This window comes from Streptomyces sp. LARHCF249 (assembly GCF_052871255.1).
Map to the genome: position 1 here is coordinate 243,559 of NZ_JBIXJQ010000009.1, position 16,166 is coordinate 259,724.

General features: G+C 71.4%; 13 protein-coding genes and 2 pseudogenes. 6 read left to right on the top strand and 9 right to left on the bottom strand.

All coding sequences use genetic code 11. The features are described from left to right. Nucleotides 1-168 precede the first annotated feature (168 nt). Both ACIPUC_RS26100 and ACIPUC_RS26105 read right to left on the bottom strand, forming a co-directional pair. Entirely contained in the window at nt 169-360 is a 192-nt protein-coding gene (locus tag ACIPUC_RS26100) for a hypothetical protein (protein ID WP_446592565.1), read from the bottom strand. Between the two features lie 181 nt (nt 361-541). Then, nucleotides 542-3,526: a BTAD domain-containing putative transcriptional regulator gene (locus ACIPUC_RS26105; protein WP_446592567.1), complete on the bottom strand. Its 2,985-nt coding sequence runs from the start codon at nt 3,524-3,526 to the stop codon at nt 542-544. A gap of 175 nt (nt 3,527-3,701) precedes the next feature. On the opposite strand from ACIPUC_RS26105, the gene ACIPUC_RS26110 reads away from it, so the two are divergent. Then, nucleotides 3,702-4,928: an amidohydrolase family protein gene (locus tag ACIPUC_RS26110; protein WP_446592568.1), complete on the top strand. Its 1,227-nt coding sequence runs from the start codon at nt 3,702-3,704 to the stop codon at nt 4,926-4,928. A 69-nt stretch (nt 4,929-4,997) separates the two neighbouring features. Here ACIPUC_RS26110 and ACIPUC_RS26115 read toward each other — a convergent pair whose 3' ends face one another. The 4 genes from ACIPUC_RS26115 to ACIPUC_RS26130 all read right to left on the bottom strand — a co-directional run bounded on the left by ACIPUC_RS26115 (nt 4,998) and on the right by ACIPUC_RS26130 (nt 10,283). Then, nucleotides 4,998-7,730, bottom strand: a complete 2,733-nt coding sequence (locus ACIPUC_RS26115) for a PKD domain-containing protein (protein WP_446592569.1) — start codon at nt 7,728-7,730, stop codon at nt 4,998-5,000. A gap of 190 nt (nt 7,731-7,920) precedes the next feature. After that, complete coding sequence (locus tag ACIPUC_RS26120) at nt 7,921-9,120, bottom strand: serine hydrolase domain-containing protein (protein ID WP_446592570.1); 1,200 nt, start codon at nt 9,118-9,120, stop codon at nt 7,921-7,923. A 45-nt stretch (nt 9,121-9,165) separates the two neighbouring features. Beyond that, complete coding sequence (locus ACIPUC_RS26125) at nt 9,166-9,414, bottom strand: DUF397 domain-containing protein (protein WP_446592572.1); 249 nt, start codon at nt 9,412-9,414, stop codon at nt 9,166-9,168. Further along, nucleotides 9,411-10,283 carry a helix-turn-helix domain-containing protein gene (locus ACIPUC_RS26130; RefSeq protein WP_446592573.1) on the bottom strand — a complete coding sequence of 291 codons (873 nt, stop codon included), beginning with the start codon at nt 10,281-10,283 and terminating at the stop codon, nt 9,411-9,413. The genes ACIPUC_RS26125 and ACIPUC_RS26130 overlap by 4 nt, the downstream gene beginning before the upstream one ends. Nucleotides 10,284-10,401: 118 nt before the next feature. On the opposite strand from ACIPUC_RS26130, the gene ACIPUC_RS26135 reads away from it, so the two are divergent. Next, nucleotides 10,402-10,950, top strand: a complete 549-nt coding sequence (locus tag ACIPUC_RS26135; protein ID WP_446592574.1) for an ATP-binding protein — start codon at nt 10,402-10,404, stop codon at nt 10,948-10,950. On the opposite strand, the gene ACIPUC_RS26140 is transcribed toward ACIPUC_RS26135, so the two are convergent. From ACIPUC_RS26140 to ACIPUC_RS26150, 3 genes are all read right to left on the bottom strand, one after another. Further along, nucleotides 10,866-12,068, bottom strand: a complete 1,203-nt coding sequence (locus ACIPUC_RS26140; protein ID WP_446592576.1) for a Kelch repeat-containing protein — start codon at nt 12,066-12,068, stop codon at nt 10,866-10,868. The genes ACIPUC_RS26135 and ACIPUC_RS26140 overlap by 85 nt on opposite strands. A 104-nt stretch (nt 12,069-12,172) precedes the next feature. Beyond that, nucleotides 12,173-12,580, bottom strand: a complete 408-nt coding sequence (locus tag ACIPUC_RS26145; RefSeq protein WP_446592577.1) for a hypothetical protein — start codon at nt 12,578-12,580, stop codon at nt 12,173-12,175. Nucleotides 12,581-12,602: 22 nt separating this feature from the next. Further along, nucleotides 12,603-12,725: a hypothetical protein gene (locus tag ACIPUC_RS26150; RefSeq protein WP_446592578.1), complete on the bottom strand. Its 123-nt coding sequence runs from the start codon at nt 12,723-12,725 to the stop codon at nt 12,603-12,605. A gap of 14 nt (nt 12,726-12,739) precedes the next feature. Here ACIPUC_RS26150 and ACIPUC_RS26155 point away from each other — a divergent pair. From ACIPUC_RS26155 to ACIPUC_RS26170, 4 genes and pseudogenes are all read left to right on the top strand, one after another. Then, nucleotides 12,740-13,121, top strand: a pseudogene (locus ACIPUC_RS26155) (hypothetical protein); the annotation flags it as partial. Between the two features lie 370 nt (nt 13,122-13,491). After that, nucleotides 13,492-15,207 carry an LPXTG cell wall anchor domain-containing protein gene (locus ACIPUC_RS26160; RefSeq protein ID WP_446592579.1) on the top strand — a complete coding sequence of 572 codons (1,716 nt, stop codon included), beginning with the start codon at nt 13,492-13,494 and terminating at the stop codon, nt 15,205-15,207. 108 nt (nt 15,208-15,315) lie between these two features. After that, a pseudogene (locus tag ACIPUC_RS26165) lies at nt 15,316-15,495 on the top strand (YceI family protein); the annotation flags it as partial. 150 nt (nt 15,496-15,645) lie between these two features. Beyond that, entirely contained in the window at nt 15,646-15,930 is a 285-nt protein-coding gene (locus ACIPUC_RS26170; protein ID WP_446592580.1) for a hypothetical protein, read from the top strand. Nucleotides 15,931-16,166 lie beyond the last annotated feature (236 nt).

Sequence of the window (16,166 nt, forward strand, 5' to 3'; positions counted from 1 at the left end):
GTGAACCCGGGCCCCTCTTTGGGCCTGGGGGGGGTGGCGGGGGGGTGGTGGGGGGGGGGGGGGGGGCCCCCCCCCGGGCCCCCCCCCCCCGCCGTCCCCCCGTGCTCCCCCGTGCTCCCCCGTACGAATCCCCCGTACGTCGTGCTGCCTACTGCCGTGCCGTGCTGGTTACGGCAGCGGACCGGACGCGTGGTTGTCCATCGACTGGATCTCCTCGCCCGGGGCGGGCGGCGGGTCGAGCGGCTTGATCTCGATCCCCGACGCGTGGTTGTCCATCGGCTCGATGTCGACGCCCGAGGCGTGGTTGTCGAGCGGCTTGACGTCGCCGTTGTTCGGCAGGATGTTCTCGTTCGTCGTCATCGGATCTCCTGATGGATGGGTAGGGCCCGTTCGGCGATTCCCCCGCGGACCGCCGAACGGGTAGTCCTCCAACCGACCCGGTTGCCCCCCGACGCGCCGGGTCGATGAACCAATAGTGTCGCGCGGCGATAAACGAACGATGAACGCCTCGTTCATCGGACGTCACCGCAGGTCACCACGGTCAGGCGGCGACCTCGGACGCCAGCAGGGCCCGGACCTCGGCCAGTTCGGCCGACCCCAGCTGCGCGAACACGGCCTCCGCGTCCCGCCAGCACGCCCGCGCCCGGTCCGTCTGCCCCAGCCGCCGCAGCGCCTTGCCCAGCACGGTCAGCACGGTCGCCCGCCGCCACTCGCCGCCGATCCCGCGCAGCGCGATGGCCTGCTCGGCGTGCGAGGCCGCCAGCGTGGGGCGGCGCGCCGCCAGATGGGCCTCGGCGAGCCGGAAGTGGGTCACGCCCTCCCACAGGGGCTGCCGGTTGTCGTGGAACAGCGACAGCGCCTCGGTGAGCTGCGTCAGGGCCTCGCCGAGCCGGCCCGCCTGGGTGAGGGCGATGCCGAGCGCGTAGCGGCCGTTGGCCAGGCGCAGGGTCAGGCCCATCCGGTCGTAGATGGCGATGCCCTGCTGGGCGAGGTCTATGGCGCTGGAGAGGCGGCCCAGTTCCACGTGGATGCGGGAGAGGTTGCACAGCGCGCTGGCCTCGCCCACGTTGTTGGCGTCGGCCCGGAAGCCCTCGATGGCTTCCAGCAGGTAGCGCTCGCCGTCCGCGTACCGGCCCTGGTAGAGGGCGATGATCCCGCGGTCGTTGGGCGCCCAGCAGCTGGGCAGCGGGTCCCCGGCCTCGCGGGCGAGCGCCGTGGCCTGGCGGGCCTCGTCGTCGGCCTCGGTGAACCGGCCCGCGACCAGGTGCACGTTGGTGAGCGTGGTGCGGGCCCGGCCCTCGGCGTACGGGTCCTTCGCGGCCTGCGCGGCGTCGCGCAGGGCGACGGCGGCGGACTCGTACTGCTTGGAGTTGGCGCCCGACTCGGCCAGGTCCTTCGCCGCCCACAGCAGGTCCACGGCCCGGCGCAGGACGTGCGTCTCGCAGCCCCGTACGGAGGCCTGCCGGACGCACGCCAGCAGCGGGTCGGCCTCGGCGTACAGCCAGTCCAGGGCGGCGCGCGGCTCGCCGAAGACCAGCCCGGGGTAGTGGGTGTCGGACAGGTGGGCCGGGAGCCGGTCGCCGGGGCGTTCCAGGGCGTAGACCCCGGAGGCGGTGGCCAGGTAGAAGTCCAGCAGCCGGTCCACGGCGGCGTCGCGCCCGCTCGGCGGCTGCTCGTCGCGCTCGGCGCACGCACGCGCGTAGAGGCGTACGAGGTCGTGGAAGCGGTAGCGGCCGGGAGCGGCGGATTCCAGGAGGGAGCAGTCCACCAGAGCCTCGAGGAGGTCCTCGGTGTCGTGCTCGGGCAGATCCAGTACGGCGGCTGCCGCCGAGAGGGAGATGTCGGGTCCGTCGGCGAGGCCGAGCAGGCGGAACGCGCGCTGCTGGGCCGGCTCCAGCTGGCCGTAGCCCAGCTCGAAGGTGGCCTTGACGGCGAGGTCGCCGGCCTGGAGCTCGTCGAGGCGGCGGCGCTCGTCGGCCAGTTTGGCGGCGAGGACGGAGACGGTCCACGTACGGCGGGCGGCGAGCCGGGAGGCGGCGATGCGGATGGCGAGCGGCAGGAAGCCGCAGGCGCCGACGACGTCGAGGGCGGCCTGGCGTTCGGATCGCACGCGCTCCTCGCCGACGATCCGGGTGAAGAGCTGGAGGGCCTCCTCGGGGCTCATCACGTCGAGGTCGACGAGATGGGCCCCGGCGAGGCCCGCCATGCGGACCCGGCTGGTGACCAGGGCGGCGCAGCCCGCGGTGCCCGGCAGCAGCGGGCGGACCTGGGCGGCGTCGCGGGCGTTGTCGAGCAGCACCAGGACGCGGCGGCCGTCGAGGGTGGAGCGGTAGAGCGCGGCCCGGTCGGCGGGGGAGTCGGGGATGGCGGTGTCGGGGGTGCCCAGGGCCCGCAGGAAGGATCCGAGGACGGCCTCGGGTTCGGCGGGGCGGGGCTCGGTGCCCTGGAGGTCGACGTAGAGCTGGCCGTCCGGGAAGTGCGGGCGGGCGGCGTGCGCGACGTGCACGGCGAGGGTGGTCTTGCCGACGCCGCCGATCCCGGCGAGCGCGGAGACGGCCATGACCTGGCCCTCGGCGCCGCCGGAGAGGATGGCGCCGAGCTCGCCCACGAAGCTGCTGCGGCCGGTGAAGTCGGGGACGGTGGCGGGTAGTTGGGCGGGCCTGACGTGGACGGCCGCGGCGGCCGGGGCCGGGTCCTCGGCGCGGGCGAGGTCGGCGTCGGCGTTCAGGATGCGCTGCTGGAGGGCGGCCAGTTCGGGGCGCGGGTCGACGCCGAGTTCGTCGGCGAGGAGCCGGCGGGTGTCGGCGTAGACGGCGAGGGCCTCGGCCTGCCGGCCGCTGCGGTAGAGGGCGAGCATGAGCAGCTCGCGCAGGCGCTCGCGCAGCGGGTGGGCGGCGGTCAGCGCGGTGAGCTCGGAGACGGCCTCGGCGTGGTGGCCGACCTCCAGGTCGAGGTCGAGGCGGGTCTCCACCAGCTGGAGGCGCCATTCGGCGAGCCGGGTCCGCTCGGTCTCGGCGGCGGGGCCGGGGACCCCGGCGAGGGGTTCGCCGTCCCACAGGTCCAGCGCGCGGGCCAGCAGCGTACGGGCGAGGGCCCGGTCGCCGGCTTCGCGGGCCGTCTCGGCGTCGGCGGCCATGCTGCGGGCGACGCCGAGGTCGAGGGTGGCGGTGGAGCGCAGCCGGATGGCGTAGCCGCCGGACTCGGAGACGAGCAGCCCGGGGTCGAGGACCTTGCGCAGGCGGGAGGCGTAGGTCCGGATGGTGGCCAGGGCCTGCTGCGGCGGGTCCTCGCCCCAGATGGCGTCGATGAGCTCGGGCGCGGTGGCGGTGCGGCCGTCGCGCAGCAGCAGCGTGGCGAGCAGGGCGCGCTGCTGGGGGGTGCCGGAGGGCAGTGCGTCGGCTCCGCGCCAGGCGCGGATGGGGCCGAGTACGGCGAAGCGGCAGGAGTGGGGGGTGGGGGGTTCGGGTGTGGCCCGGGCTGCCTCGGGGTGGTTCCGCGGGCGTGGGATGGCCGGTACGCCGTCCATCTGTCGTCCCCCTGCCTTCCGTCGGTGTAAGGGTCAGTCTGCCCTGTGTTGCGCGTACACGTCAGCCCGTCCCGGACCGAGAGGTTCCTGATCCGGGCCTGATCCGGTCTCCGTCCGGGCCTGATCGCCGTGCAACTAGCTGACGGTTCGTCAGATCGGCGCTACCGTATCGGGTATGGAGACCTTCCCGAAGATCATCTCGGTGGACGACCACACGGTGGAGCCCCCCCATGTCTGGCGGGACCGCCTCCCGTCCAAGTACAAGGACACCGGCCCCCGGGTCGTCCGCGCCCCCTTGAAGGAAATGACCTTCCTCGGCGGCAAGTTCGCCCCCGTGATGGGGGCCAAGGGCGACGACGGCCCGATCGGCGACTGGTGGGTGTACGAGGACCTGCACCGGCCGCTCACCCGACTCGACACGGCCGTCGGATACGACCGCGACGAGATCAAACTGGAAGTCATCACCTACGAGCAGATGCGCCCGGGGTCCTTCTCGGTTCCCGAACGCCTCGCGGACATGGACGTCAACCACGTCCAGTCGGCGCTCTGCTTCCCGACCTTCCCCCGCTTCTGCGGCCAGACCTTCACCGAGGCGGCCGACCGGGAGCTGGGGCTGCTGGGCGTACGGGCGTACAACGACTGGATGGTGGAGGAGTGGTGCGGCCCGGACGCCCGCGGCCGGCTCATCCCGCTGACCCTGATCCCGCTGTGGGACGCCGGCCTCGCGGCCGCGGAGGTCCGCCGCAACGCGGCGCGCGGGGTCCGCGCGGTCGCCTTCTCGGAGATACCCCCGCACCTGGGCCTGCCGTCCATCCACACGGACTACTGGGACCCCTTCCTCCGGGCCTGCGACGAGACCGGCACGGTCATCGCCATGCACATCGGCTCCTCGAGCCGCATGCCGTCCACCTCGGCGGACGCCCCGCCGGCCGTCGGCTCCACCATCACCTTCGCCAACTGCTGCTTCTCGATGGTCGACTGGCTGATGAGCGGCAAGTTCGAGCGCTTCCCGAACCTGAAGATCATGTACGCGGAGGGCCAGATCGGCTGGATCCCGTACATCCTGGAGCGCGCGAACGTGGTCTGGGAGGAGAACCGCGGCTGGGGCGGCGTCGCGGACAAGGTGCTGCGCCCGCCGTCGGAGCTCTTCGCGGAGCACGTCTTCGGCTGCTTCTTCGACGACGCCTTCGGCCTGAAGAACCTGGACTCGATCGGCGTCGGCAACGTCCTCTACGAGACGGACTACCCCCACTCGGACTCGACCTGGCCCAAGTCCCGCGAGGTCGGCGAGGCCCAGATGGGCCACCTGGCACCGGACGTGGTCGACCGCATCGTGCGCGGCAACGCCATCGGCCTGCTGGGCCTGACCGAGGACGGCCTGTGGGCGGGGCCGGGGGCGTAGCCGGGCCGGGCCCCCGCACATCATGTGCGGGGGCCCGGGCGGCGGTGTGTCCTGCGGTGTCAGGTGGTCCTACGGGTTGGTGAAGTAGCCGAGGAGGTCGGTGATGACGTGGTTGCTGCCGCCCCAGCTGTTGGAGACGCTGACCTTGCCCGATCCGACCGGGGTGGTCACGTGGTTGGGGACGGTGGCGCCGGGCAGCGTGTTGAGGCTGCTGGCGCCGGGGAGCGTGCCGCCGAAGGCGTACGCCGTCAGGAAGCCCGGGCTGGTGGTGTCGGTCGCGGTGACGTTCAGGACCGCGCCCACCGCGTTGGCCGGCAGACCGGAGACCGTCGTCGTGGCGCCCGGGGCGAGCTTGCCCGTGGTGCGGGTGTCAGAGAGGCGCTTCGGGACGACCGGCTTGAACAGGGACTTGCCGTCCTTGCCGTAGTAGCCCACCGCATCCAGCACCAGGTGCGTGGAGCCGGAGTTGGTGAACAGGGTGATCGTGCCGTCCGGGCCGACCGGCACGATGGCCTGGTTCGACTTGTCCTTGCCCGGCTCCACGTTCAGGTTCGAGGTGGCGGTCCGCTTGGCCGGGTCCGGGTAGGCGATGACGTGCGCGTTCTCCGTGGCGCCGGTCCCGGTCAGGTTGAGGGCGACGGCGGTGGCGTCGGCCGGGATGCCGCCCACGCCGGCGACCTTGACGGTGCGGGGCTTGCCGCCGGGCAGCGCGCCGCCGGTGGTGCGGGTGTCGAGCAGCCGGGCCGGGGCGAGCGGGGTGAACCGCTGGCCGGTGTTGGGCTGGTAGTAGCCCACGAAGTCCACGATGATCGACGCCCGGCCGGAGTTGAGCTGCATCAGGGCTTCCCCGGTGCCGCCGACGGGGACGGTGACGGTGTTGGAGGTGGTGCTGCCCTCGCGGACGTTGACGTTCGAGGTCGCGGGACGGTCCTGTCCGTCGGGCCAGACGGTGAGGTGGGTGTCCTCGAGGGCGCCGGTGACGGTCACGTTGAGGACGACCGCGGACATGCCGCCCGACAGCGCGTGCTCCGGCCGGCTGAGATGGAAGGGCAACTGCATCGCGAGCGGCACGCCGCCCGGCATGGAGGGGGTGTCGTCGCGGCTGTCGTAGAACCGGAACGGCTCTACTGCCACGTAACCGGACGCCGCGTAGTCGGCCTTGAACGTCTGGCTCGAGGTGGACGTGGTGCCCTTGGAATCCTGGAGGGTGAGGGTCACCTTGTAGTCGCCGGGCGTCCGGTAGGTGTGCGTGACCTGGGACAGGTCGGAGACCTGCCGGGTGGTGCCGTCGCCGAAGTCCACGTCGGCGCGGCTCAGCGGCCACGGCGCCGCGGTGGCCGACGGGTCGACCCGGACGGTCAGCGGGGAGGTGCGCTCGGTCGGGCTGTCCGTGGCAGGCAGCACCTCCGCGGCGGTGAAGGCCGCGGTCAGCGCACCGGCCGCGGTCACCTTGACCGGCTGCTCGGCGAAGACCTTCTTACCGGCCGCGTTGGACGCGGTCACCTTGACCACGCACGCGCACGGAGAGCTGTAGACGTGCGAGGCGACGGCCTCGGCGGCCTCGCCCTGCCGGGTGACGACCGGGGCGCTCCCGTCGCCGAAGTCCACGCTGTACGACATGGCGGCGGGCCAGATGCTGTTCGACGAGGCCTTCACTTCCACCTTGGTGCCCACCGGTGCCCAGGGCTGGTCGACCGACATGGTGACCCTGCTCAGGCGGTCGTGACGCTCGAAGGCACCGCGGTCGAGGAACCCGCCGTCCTTGCCGGTGTTGGCCACGGTGGGGTCGTCGACCGGGCCGATGCCGTCGAAGTCCGGGGATGCCGACGCGCCCGGGGCCGTCGCGTCGGCGGAGTCGACGGCGGTGGCGTTGACGTCCGCCGGATCCACGAAGTCATGCAGACCCTGGCCGGTCGCCGCCCGGAACTCCGAGAGGGTCTTGTACTCGGTGCCCGCCCAGTTGTAAGGAGCCGCCGTTACAACGGACTGGCGCGCGAGGACGTTGTAGTCGGCGCGGGTGCCGGCCGCCGCGCTCTGCGCCACCAGGAGACCGTGGCGCGCTGCGGCGGGCGTCGCGCAGGCGGTGTGGGAGCTCTCGACACGGACCACGTTGTTGAACACCGAGGTGTCGGTGGAACCGCCACTGACCGATATGGCCTCACCGCAGGAGCTGAGGACGGTGTTGTTGGCCAGGGCCGTGCCGGAGGCGTCCACTACGGTGAGCGCGGGCCGGGAACCCTGGCGGAGGATGTTGCGGCTGAGGATCGTGCGCTGGGCGCCGGCCCTGATCTGCGCAGCGATGATGAAGCTCCGGCTGACCCGTACGTCCGCGCTTCCCGCACCGATCACGAGCTCCCGCGTAAATTCGGACGCCTCCATGGTGATGTCGCCGGAACGCTCGACCAGGGCGCCACTCCTCGTCCTGATCCCACGGAAGACCAGGTGGGAGGCGCCGTCGATGGTCAGGAGGTTGACCAGTTCCGCCTTCGCCCACGACGTGCTGCCGCTGTCGACGGTGAAAGTGATCGGCTTGCCCGGCTCTCCGGAGCGGTCGATCGTGACGGCTGCGGGGTAGGAGCCCGGGGTGATCCGCACGGTCTGGCCCGGCTGGGCCGCCTTGGCGGCAGGCTGGATCGAGCAGAACGGGGCGGCCTGTGTTCCGGTGCCGGTATCCGAGCAGTTGGCGTTCGTGCCGTTGTTCACGAACAAGTCGGCCGGGGTCTCGGCGGCGGAGACCGCCGGTATGCCGAGGATGGTGACGAGGCCTGCGGTGAGCAGGACCGCCGCACGAGTAGGACGCACCAGCAGTATTCCTTCGAGGAAAGGGCTGCGTGGACCTCGGTTCGGTGCGGCATGACATGACGCCGAACGGCCCGTTCCCCCCAAAGGACGTCAGGCGCATGAGAATCCACAAAGACGGTGCTCATGATGCCTGGTCGGGACGGCCTTGTCACCAAAGAATTGAACACGCTCAACATTTGTTGCCGGAGTACTAGGGGCGGTGCTTCGGCTTCAACGAGTGGTCCGGGGCCAGGAGGGCGGCGATGCGCTCGGCCACGGCCTGGGCCTGGTTGCCCTCGGGGGTCTTCGGGCCCTTGGTCGCGCTGACCGCGATGGCCAGCTTCTCCGCCGGGAGGTAGGCCTGGATGGCCGCGTACCCGGAGAACGACGGATTCTGCACGATCCAGCCGTTGACGAGGATGATGCCGAAGCCGAAGTGCTCGGCCGCCGTGTTCCTCAGACAGACGGTGGCCGGACACCCGCCGGTCGGGGTCCCCAGACCCACCGTGCCCGGATCGAGCTGGATCTTGAACGCCTGCGGCGACAGCAGCTCGCCCGTGCCGACGGCGCGGGCGGAGCGCTCCAGGTCGCAGATGTCGGTGGTGAGGATCGCGCCCGGAGCGGTGGTCCAGGACGGGTTCCAGTAGCTGGACTCCTCGTAGATGCCGCGGTCCGAGGTGAAGGAGTGCAGCGCGGGGACCGGGATCTCCGCTGTGGCGGCGTTGGCGGTCTCGTCCAGGCCCAGCGGCTCCATCACGCGCTCTTCGAGCAGCCGCTCCAGCGAGACGCCGCTGATCTTCTCCAGCGCGGCGCCGAGGAGTTGGAAGTTGGCGTGCGAGTAGCTGAAGTTGGTGCCCGGCTTGTACCAGAGCGGATGCGCGGCGGCGATGCCGATGACCTCCGCGGGGGTCCAGTGCCGGAACGGCGCGGCCTCGAGCTCGGCGAGGAACTTCGGGTCCGTCACGTAGTCGTGCAGGCCCGAGGTGGAGTTGCCGAGCTGGCGCAGGGTGATCTCCTTGGCGTGCGGGGCGTCCGGCAGCCAGCGGGAGAGGGGGTCGTCGAGGCTCGCCTTGCCCTCTTCGGCGAGTTGCAGCAGCACGGTGGCCATGTACGCGATCGCCACCGACCCCGAGCGGAAGTGCATCGCCGGATCGGCGGGGACGCCCGTCATGGACTCGCCGAGGGCCGTGGTGACGAGCTCGTCGCCGTCGGACGACACCCGCAGGATCAAGGAGTTCAGCCCGAGCTCCCGCTTGGCCCGCTCGGCGAGGTCGAGCACGTCTTTGGCCTGCCCCTGCGCGGGCCCGGGGGTGCTGACGCAGCTCTCCGGCGCTGCGGCGGCCACCCCTGCGGGGAGCGTCGCGGCAACCAGCCCGGCGATGCAGAGCAGCACCGTACGAGTACGCCTCACCCGTCCATCATGGACGGGCACGGCCCCCCGCGCATGGCGGCCGGATCAGCGGGCCCCGGTGATCCCGTCCAGGAACGCGCTCCAGCTCGCCGGAGCCACGGCCAGCTCGGGACCGGCGGCCACCTTGGAGTCCCGGACGTGGACGGTGGTGGGGCAGGCGGCGACCTCGACGCACTGGCCGCCCTCGCCGTCGCTGTAGCTCGACTTGTGCCAGGCGAGCGCGACCTCGACGCAGTCGCCGCCCTCGCCGTCGCTGTAGCTGCTCTTGAACCATGCCAGGTCGGTGGTGGTCATCTGACTTCTCCCAGCGTTTTCTCGATCAAGGCGAGGGACTCGTGGGGCGCGAGTGCCTGTGCGCGGATGATCCCACAGCGCTCGGCCATGATCCTCACCTGATCAGGGTCCGTAATCAGGTGAGGGCGCCCATAGGCCTCGTGGTAGGCGATCTGCTGGCGGCCCTTGGGGTGGAGCAGGGTGAATGATCCCCCCATTGCGGTGTGTGCACCACGCGTGTACGGCATCACTTGGAGCTCCACCGTGCGCAACCGGCCGATGTCCAGGAAGCGCTGGAGCTGTTCACGGTGGACGTCCGAGCCGCCGACCTGCCGTTCCAGAAGGCTCTGGTCAAGGATGAAGCTGAAGGTGGGGGACGGCCAGCGTTCGAAGATCTGCTGGCGGGACAGTCGGTCCTGCACCCGCTTCTCGATCGTCGCCTCGTCCAGCAGCGGGCGGCGCTGGGTGAAGACCTCACGTGCATGACGTTCCGTCTGCAATAGGCCTGGGACGCCCTGGTGTGCGTACGCATGGACGGCCTGGGTAGCAGCCTCCGCCTCCGCGTAACTCCTGAACCAATCCGGATGCCGAGTCCGCGCCCGCTTCAGCGCGTCCTTGACGTCCGGGATCGCCACCCGCAGGACCCCCCGCGCCCCCAGCACCCCGTCCGCCCGTTCCAGCAGGTCCGGCTGCGGCGTCCGCACCCCCCGCTCGATCGCGCCGATCAGGTCTTCGCTCACGTGCAGCAGCGCCGCCAGTTCCTTCTGGTGGAGGCCGGCCGCCTCCCGTAGCGCCTTGATCTGCTTGCCCAACGCCCGGAACAGGTGCGCGGTGCCGTCCGCCTCCACCGGGCGTTCGGGTCGTTCCTCGCGGTCTGACATGTCATTCATACGGTGAACCGCCCTCGTCCGTACAAGCCGTACACACAGACGTCGGCGTACCTACACCGCATGGGCGTCACGCCGCGACTACTGGAAAGGGTAGAGCGCGGCCACCACGCTCAGTGAGGTGACGACCGAATTCAGTGACATGGCACAGCGCTTCAGCTCCACGCCCCGAGGGGCCCGGCTCGCCCGGCGGCTCGCGCAGGCCCAGTTGGACATCTGGGGGGTTCCCTACGGGTGCGCGCTCTCCGACGACGTCGGGCTCGTCGTGGGCGAGCTCGCCGCGAACGCCGTGCTGCACGGGCGGGTGCCCGACCGGGACTTCGAGCTGCGCCTCTCGTACGGAGGCGGGAACGTGCGCGTGATGGTCAGCGACACCCGGAGCGACAAGGGGCCGCCGGACGCGCCCGCGCCCGTGGACCCGTGGTCGGCGGAGGGCGGGCGCGGGCTGATGGTGGTGGCGGCCGTGGCGCGGGAGTGGGGAGTGGCGGCCCGGGGGCCCGGCAAGACGGTGTGGGCGGAGCTCGGGGACAGGCTTGCGGGCCGGCGCCACGGCGGCGCCGGCCCGCAGGGGGTGGTGCGGGTGACTCAGGGGGCGGGCTTGGGGGCCGCCTTCGGAGCGTCGAGCGGTTCGTCCCCGAACGGGTCGTCCTCGGCCGGGGGCGCCGGCTGAGTGGACGGGTGCGGCTTGGGGTCGCCGTCGCCGCGTTCGATCGCGAAGGCTTCGGTCGACGCCGTCTCGGTTCCGGCGGTGTTGAGACCGCCGAAGGCGTACACGCAGTCGTTCCCCGTGTTCTTGGGGCACGGCGCCGCGGCGACCCCGTGCTGACGGCGCGCGGTGGGCATCGACGGCAGGGTCACCCAGGCGTTCGTGACCGGACTGTAGGCCTCCGCCGTGTCCAGAGTGGTGGCGCCGTTGAACCCGCCCAGGACGTAGACGCAGCCGTCGCTGATGCCCTCGGGGCAGGGGGCGGCGGCCGCGGCGGACGAGATGCGGGCGGTCGGCAGGTCGGGCACGTACTGCCAGGCGTTGAGGGCGGGGCTGTAGACCTCCACCGAGGCGAGCTCCGGGGTGGTGGCGTTCCCGCCGCCGATGGCATACACACACGTGCCCTTCAGGCCCAGATCGCCGGGGCAGGGGGCGGCCGCGCCGGCGAGGGCAGTGCGGGGAGTCTGTAGCGGGGTCAGCGTGGCCCAGGTGTTGGTGGCCGGGCTGTAGGCCTCCACCGTCGTGAGGACGGGGGCGACGAGGTCGGTGCCGCCGAAGACGTACACGCATGTGCCCCGCAGTCCCAGTCCGCCCGGGCAGGGGGCCGTGGCCGCCGCCGCGTTGACGCGGGCGGTCGGCATGGAGCGCACGGTCAGCCAGGCGTTCGTCTTCGTGCTGTACGCCTCTGCCGTCGCCTGGATCGGGCCGGCGCCGAAGGATCCGCCGATGGCGTACACGCAGTCGCCGCGTGCCCCGTCCGGACAGGGCGCCGTCGTGCTCGCCTGACCCAGACGGCGGGTCTTCATCCGGGGCAGCGTGGCCCAGGTGCCCGCGGAGGGGCTGTACGCCTCCAGGGTGTTGCCGGCGTCACCACCGCTGACGGCGTACACGCAGGTGCCGCTGAGCCCCTCCGGGCAGTCCGCGACGGCCCCGGCCACGCCGACTCGGGCCGTCGGCATCGGCGGGGCCGTCACCCACACCCCCTGCGCGGTCGCGGCCGTGGCCGACAGGGCCAGGAGCGGTGCCATGGCCAGGACGGCGAGCCGCCGCCAGCCCCGGGTACGGGTACGGGTGTGACTCACGTGCCTCATCGCTTACCTATCTCGCGGGAATTCCGGCACTGTGAAGTTACATATGGTGATCCGCTTGTCGCTCGCCGTGACGACCGAATGCCCTAACGGAACCTTCAGCCTTTCGGGAACTCCGTCAGGCGGGCCACCTCGGCCGCGTGTTCGCTGAGCCGCCGGGCGGTGCTCGCCGAGGTGTACAGGACCGTGCCGACCACGGCGACGGGCAGGGAGAGCACCAGCAGGGCCAGGAGCCCGGCCCAGTCGCGCTCGGCGGCGCAGCGCGTGCCCTCGGCGTCGGCGTAATCGGTAGAGGTGCGCTTCATGCCCACCTCGCGGGTGCTGTAGAAGACGCGCGATTCGCAGTCGTCCGGGCTGCCGCCCCCGTGCTCCGCGCTGAACGGGAGCAGCAGCTGGGCGGCTATCCACAGCCAGATCCCCGCGGAGACGGCGAGCAGGCCGAAGCCCCAGGTCTGCTTGCGGTCGGCGCGCGTACGGAAGGCCGTGTCGTACACCAGTGCTCTCATGCGGCCGAAAACTAGCAGCCGGTCACCCGTAGGGCCGGTACGCAGGCAACCGCTCCGCCGCACTGGTGGCCGAGGCGTACGGGAAGTTCGTCGAGGAGCCGACGCGCCCGGAGATGGAGCGCTTCTTCTGACCGCGTACGAGCACGCGTGGGAGATCCGGAGATCGCGGGCAAGCGACTGCACGCCACGGTCGCCAGGGCGGCCTGGCGGGCGGACCGGTCGCTGCCCACCGACCTGGTGGCGCTGCTGGAGGCGCCGGAGGGCAGGCGGCACTCGTACCTGGAGACCTTCCGCCGGCCGCCGACGAAGACCACCGGTACGGCGATGAAGCGAGCGCTGGAGCGGGCCCCAGAGCCGAAGCGCACCGCGATGCTGACCGCGGTGATGCAGCACCTCGAGGCCAAGGCGATCGCGGGTCCTGGCCGCAGTAAAGGGCCTGCCCGCGCTCAGCCGTCGCCGGGTGACCAAGAAGCCGCTGCTGAAGCGGGAGGTCGACGACAAGGTGGTGCCGCCGTACTGGCGCAAGGCGGTGTACGCGAACAAGGGTGGCGGCGGCCGCCGTCTGTCTTTTCCCGTGCTTCCTGTGCGGCTTCAGCCGCTCGGCCACCGCGGGGCGGTGTGCGGCCGGAAGCATGTGATGGTTCGCGCCGTCGAGGTGGAAAGGGAGCCCGGGCGTGTCACCGGGGCACCGGGTCACGGGGTCACCGGGTCCGGTGCGACGGTGCGACCGCCTCGGCGAAAGAAACGATTGAGACGGCAACCTTTCCGCTCCGAGTGGCCACTTAGGGGTGTACCGACGACGGCGCTACGCCTTCTGTGTCAACACCCGATCGGAGCCCCACGTGTCACCAGACGACCCGAGATCCGCCGAGCAGCCGACGCCTTGGGGTCGCACGCCCCGCCGTAGCCGGATGCTCCGGCATTTTGTCGCGGGGGCGGTGGCGGTGCTCGCCGCCTCGGCCGGTGTCGGCGCCCTGGCGCCCAGCGCGGGCGCCGCGCCGACCATCGACATCAGTGTGGATGCCGGTACCTCCTTGGGCACGGTGCCCAGCAGTGGTGTCGGCCTCAATCTGGGCTTCGGCGACGAGCACATGGGGGACGCCAATGTGACCTCGCTGATGAAGGCTGCGGGAGTTCGGCAGCTGCGCTATCCCGGCGGTTCCGGCGCGGACGAATACCACTGGAAGACCCACACCTCCGGCGACGGCAAGGGCTGGATCCCCTCCAACACCAACTTCGACCGCTTCATGGACATCGCGAAGAAGGTCGGCGCCCAGCCGATCCTGACCGCGAACTACGGTTCCGGCACCGTCCAGGAGGCCGCCGACTGGGTCAAGTACTCCAACGTCGACAAGGGTTACGGCGTTAAGTACTGGGAGATCGGCAACGAGGTCTACGGCAACGGGCACTACGGCAACGGCAAGGGCTGGGAAAGAGACGATCACGCCGACAAGAGCCCGAGGGAGTACGGGAAGAACCTGGTCGCCTACTCGAAGGCGATGAAGGCCGTGGACCCGACGGTGAAGATCGGAGCGGTGCTCACCACCCCCGGCGGCTGGCCGGACAAGGAGAAGGCTCCCGGTGACACCGCCGACTGGAACAACACGGTGCTCTCCATCGCGGGAAGCTCGATCGACTTCGTCATCGTCCACTGGTATCCGGGCGGCAAAACCACGGCCGACCTGCTGAACACTCCCTCCAAGATCGCCGCTACCACGTCCGAGCTGCGCTCGCTGATCGCCAAGTACACGGGCTCGCGCGCCGCTTCGGTGGAGATCGCGGTCACCGAGACCGACGCCGTCGGCTCGCCCGCCTTGACCAGCCAGGCCGCAGCCCTGTTCGCGCCGGACACCTACATGACCTGGTTCGAGCAGGGTGCCACCCACGTGGACTGGTGGAACCTGCACAACGGCACGGACCAAGCACCCACCACCGTCCACGGCCAGACCGACTACCAGGACGGGGGCATTCTCTCCGCTGAAACCTGCGCCGGGGGGAAGTGCCAACCGCCGCGCGACACGCCCTTCCCCACCTACTGGGGCATCCGATCGCTGACCGCACTGGCGAAGCCTGGCGACACCATGGTCAAGTCGTCCTCGGGCAACTCGTCGGTCAGTGTGCACGCGGTGCGGAGCAGCAACGGCGGTCTGAACGTCATGCTGACCAACAAGAGCCCGGAGAACGCGGCGGAGGTGTCGCTCTCGTACGCCGGATTCACCCCGGCCGCAGGGGCGGTCACGACCGTTTCGTACGGCAAGGGAGACACCGCCCTGACGACGGCGGAGCGGGGCACGGCGGTCGCACAGACGCTGCCGCCGTACTCGATCACGACTCTTCAGCTGAAGCCCGCGTCGGGGACCGCCGGCGCTGACAAGCCGACGCCCGCCCCCACGCCGACCGCCGCCACGCCGGTTGTTACCGCCTCCGGCACGACCGGCACCCGTGCGCAGGCGGAGCGCGGCGTACCCGTCGGCCAGCCGACCCCGGGCAGCACGTCCGGCGACCTGGCTTCCACCGGGGCGAGCAACGCTGTCAAGTACAGCGCCCTCGGTGGCCTGCTGCTCATCGCTGCCGGCGGCGTGCTGGTGCTTCGCGGACGTCGCCGCAGGGCTTTGCACGGGAAGTGAGACCGCGTGAGTGACTGACGGCCCGGCAGCAACGCCACCCACCCGTGGCGTGCGCGCCGGGCCGTCGGCCTCCGCGCCGGCGTCGGCGGTCAGGAAACAAACAAGGCCCGGGTCGTTGACCTGGACCTGGCCTACCTCGGCACCGGTCCCGACCCGTGGGGCGGCCCACGGGCCGCGTTCCGGGCCACCGTGGAACTGCCGCGCGAGGACTTCGCGATGAGCTACAACCAGGTCGTGCAGGCCGGCATGGCCGCCGTCGGCACCACGCTCCGCGTCGGGATCGACCTTGCACGGTGGCGACCGCCACCGTACGGGTCACGGTCGGCCGGCATGGAATCAGCCGGACGCCTCGGGGGACGGGGACGGCGGCCATGCCGGGGATGAGGGCGGTGGCGGGACCCGCGGCCTCGCCCGCGCCGTTGCGGCCGCGCGGCCGTCGTGTCTACCGCGGGCGAGATCCGCGACGCACTCGGAGAGCGGCCCGGGATGACCCCGCTCGACTACCTCACGAGCCTGGGCCTGGCCACACTCCCGGCATGGCCTCTGCCCAACGACGCCGCAGCCGAGGTCGTCGTCTACCGCCGCAGCGGCACGGGCTTCAGCCGTCTCTGGGCTGCGAGCGGCAGCGGCGATGACGCCGAAATCGACCGCGCTATCGCCGGGGCGACCGACGTCGCCGTCCACGGCCCGAGCGAGTTCTGGGCCAGGGGCCTGGGCGACTAGCAGAATCGGCCGAGAGGGTCTTCCTCCCCTCCGGCGCCGAGCTGCCGGCCAAGCCCGTGATCATTCTCAGCGCCAACCGCTGTACCGATGTTCCCCAATCCCGGTAAAGCCCAGCATGGGGTAGGTAAATGGACAAAACAGGGGTCATATGGCCAATCCGGGCAGGGACTTGGGTCCTCTGTCCGTTCGGCCATGAGACTCCGGTGAAGGCGAGACGAATGGTCCGTCACATCTGC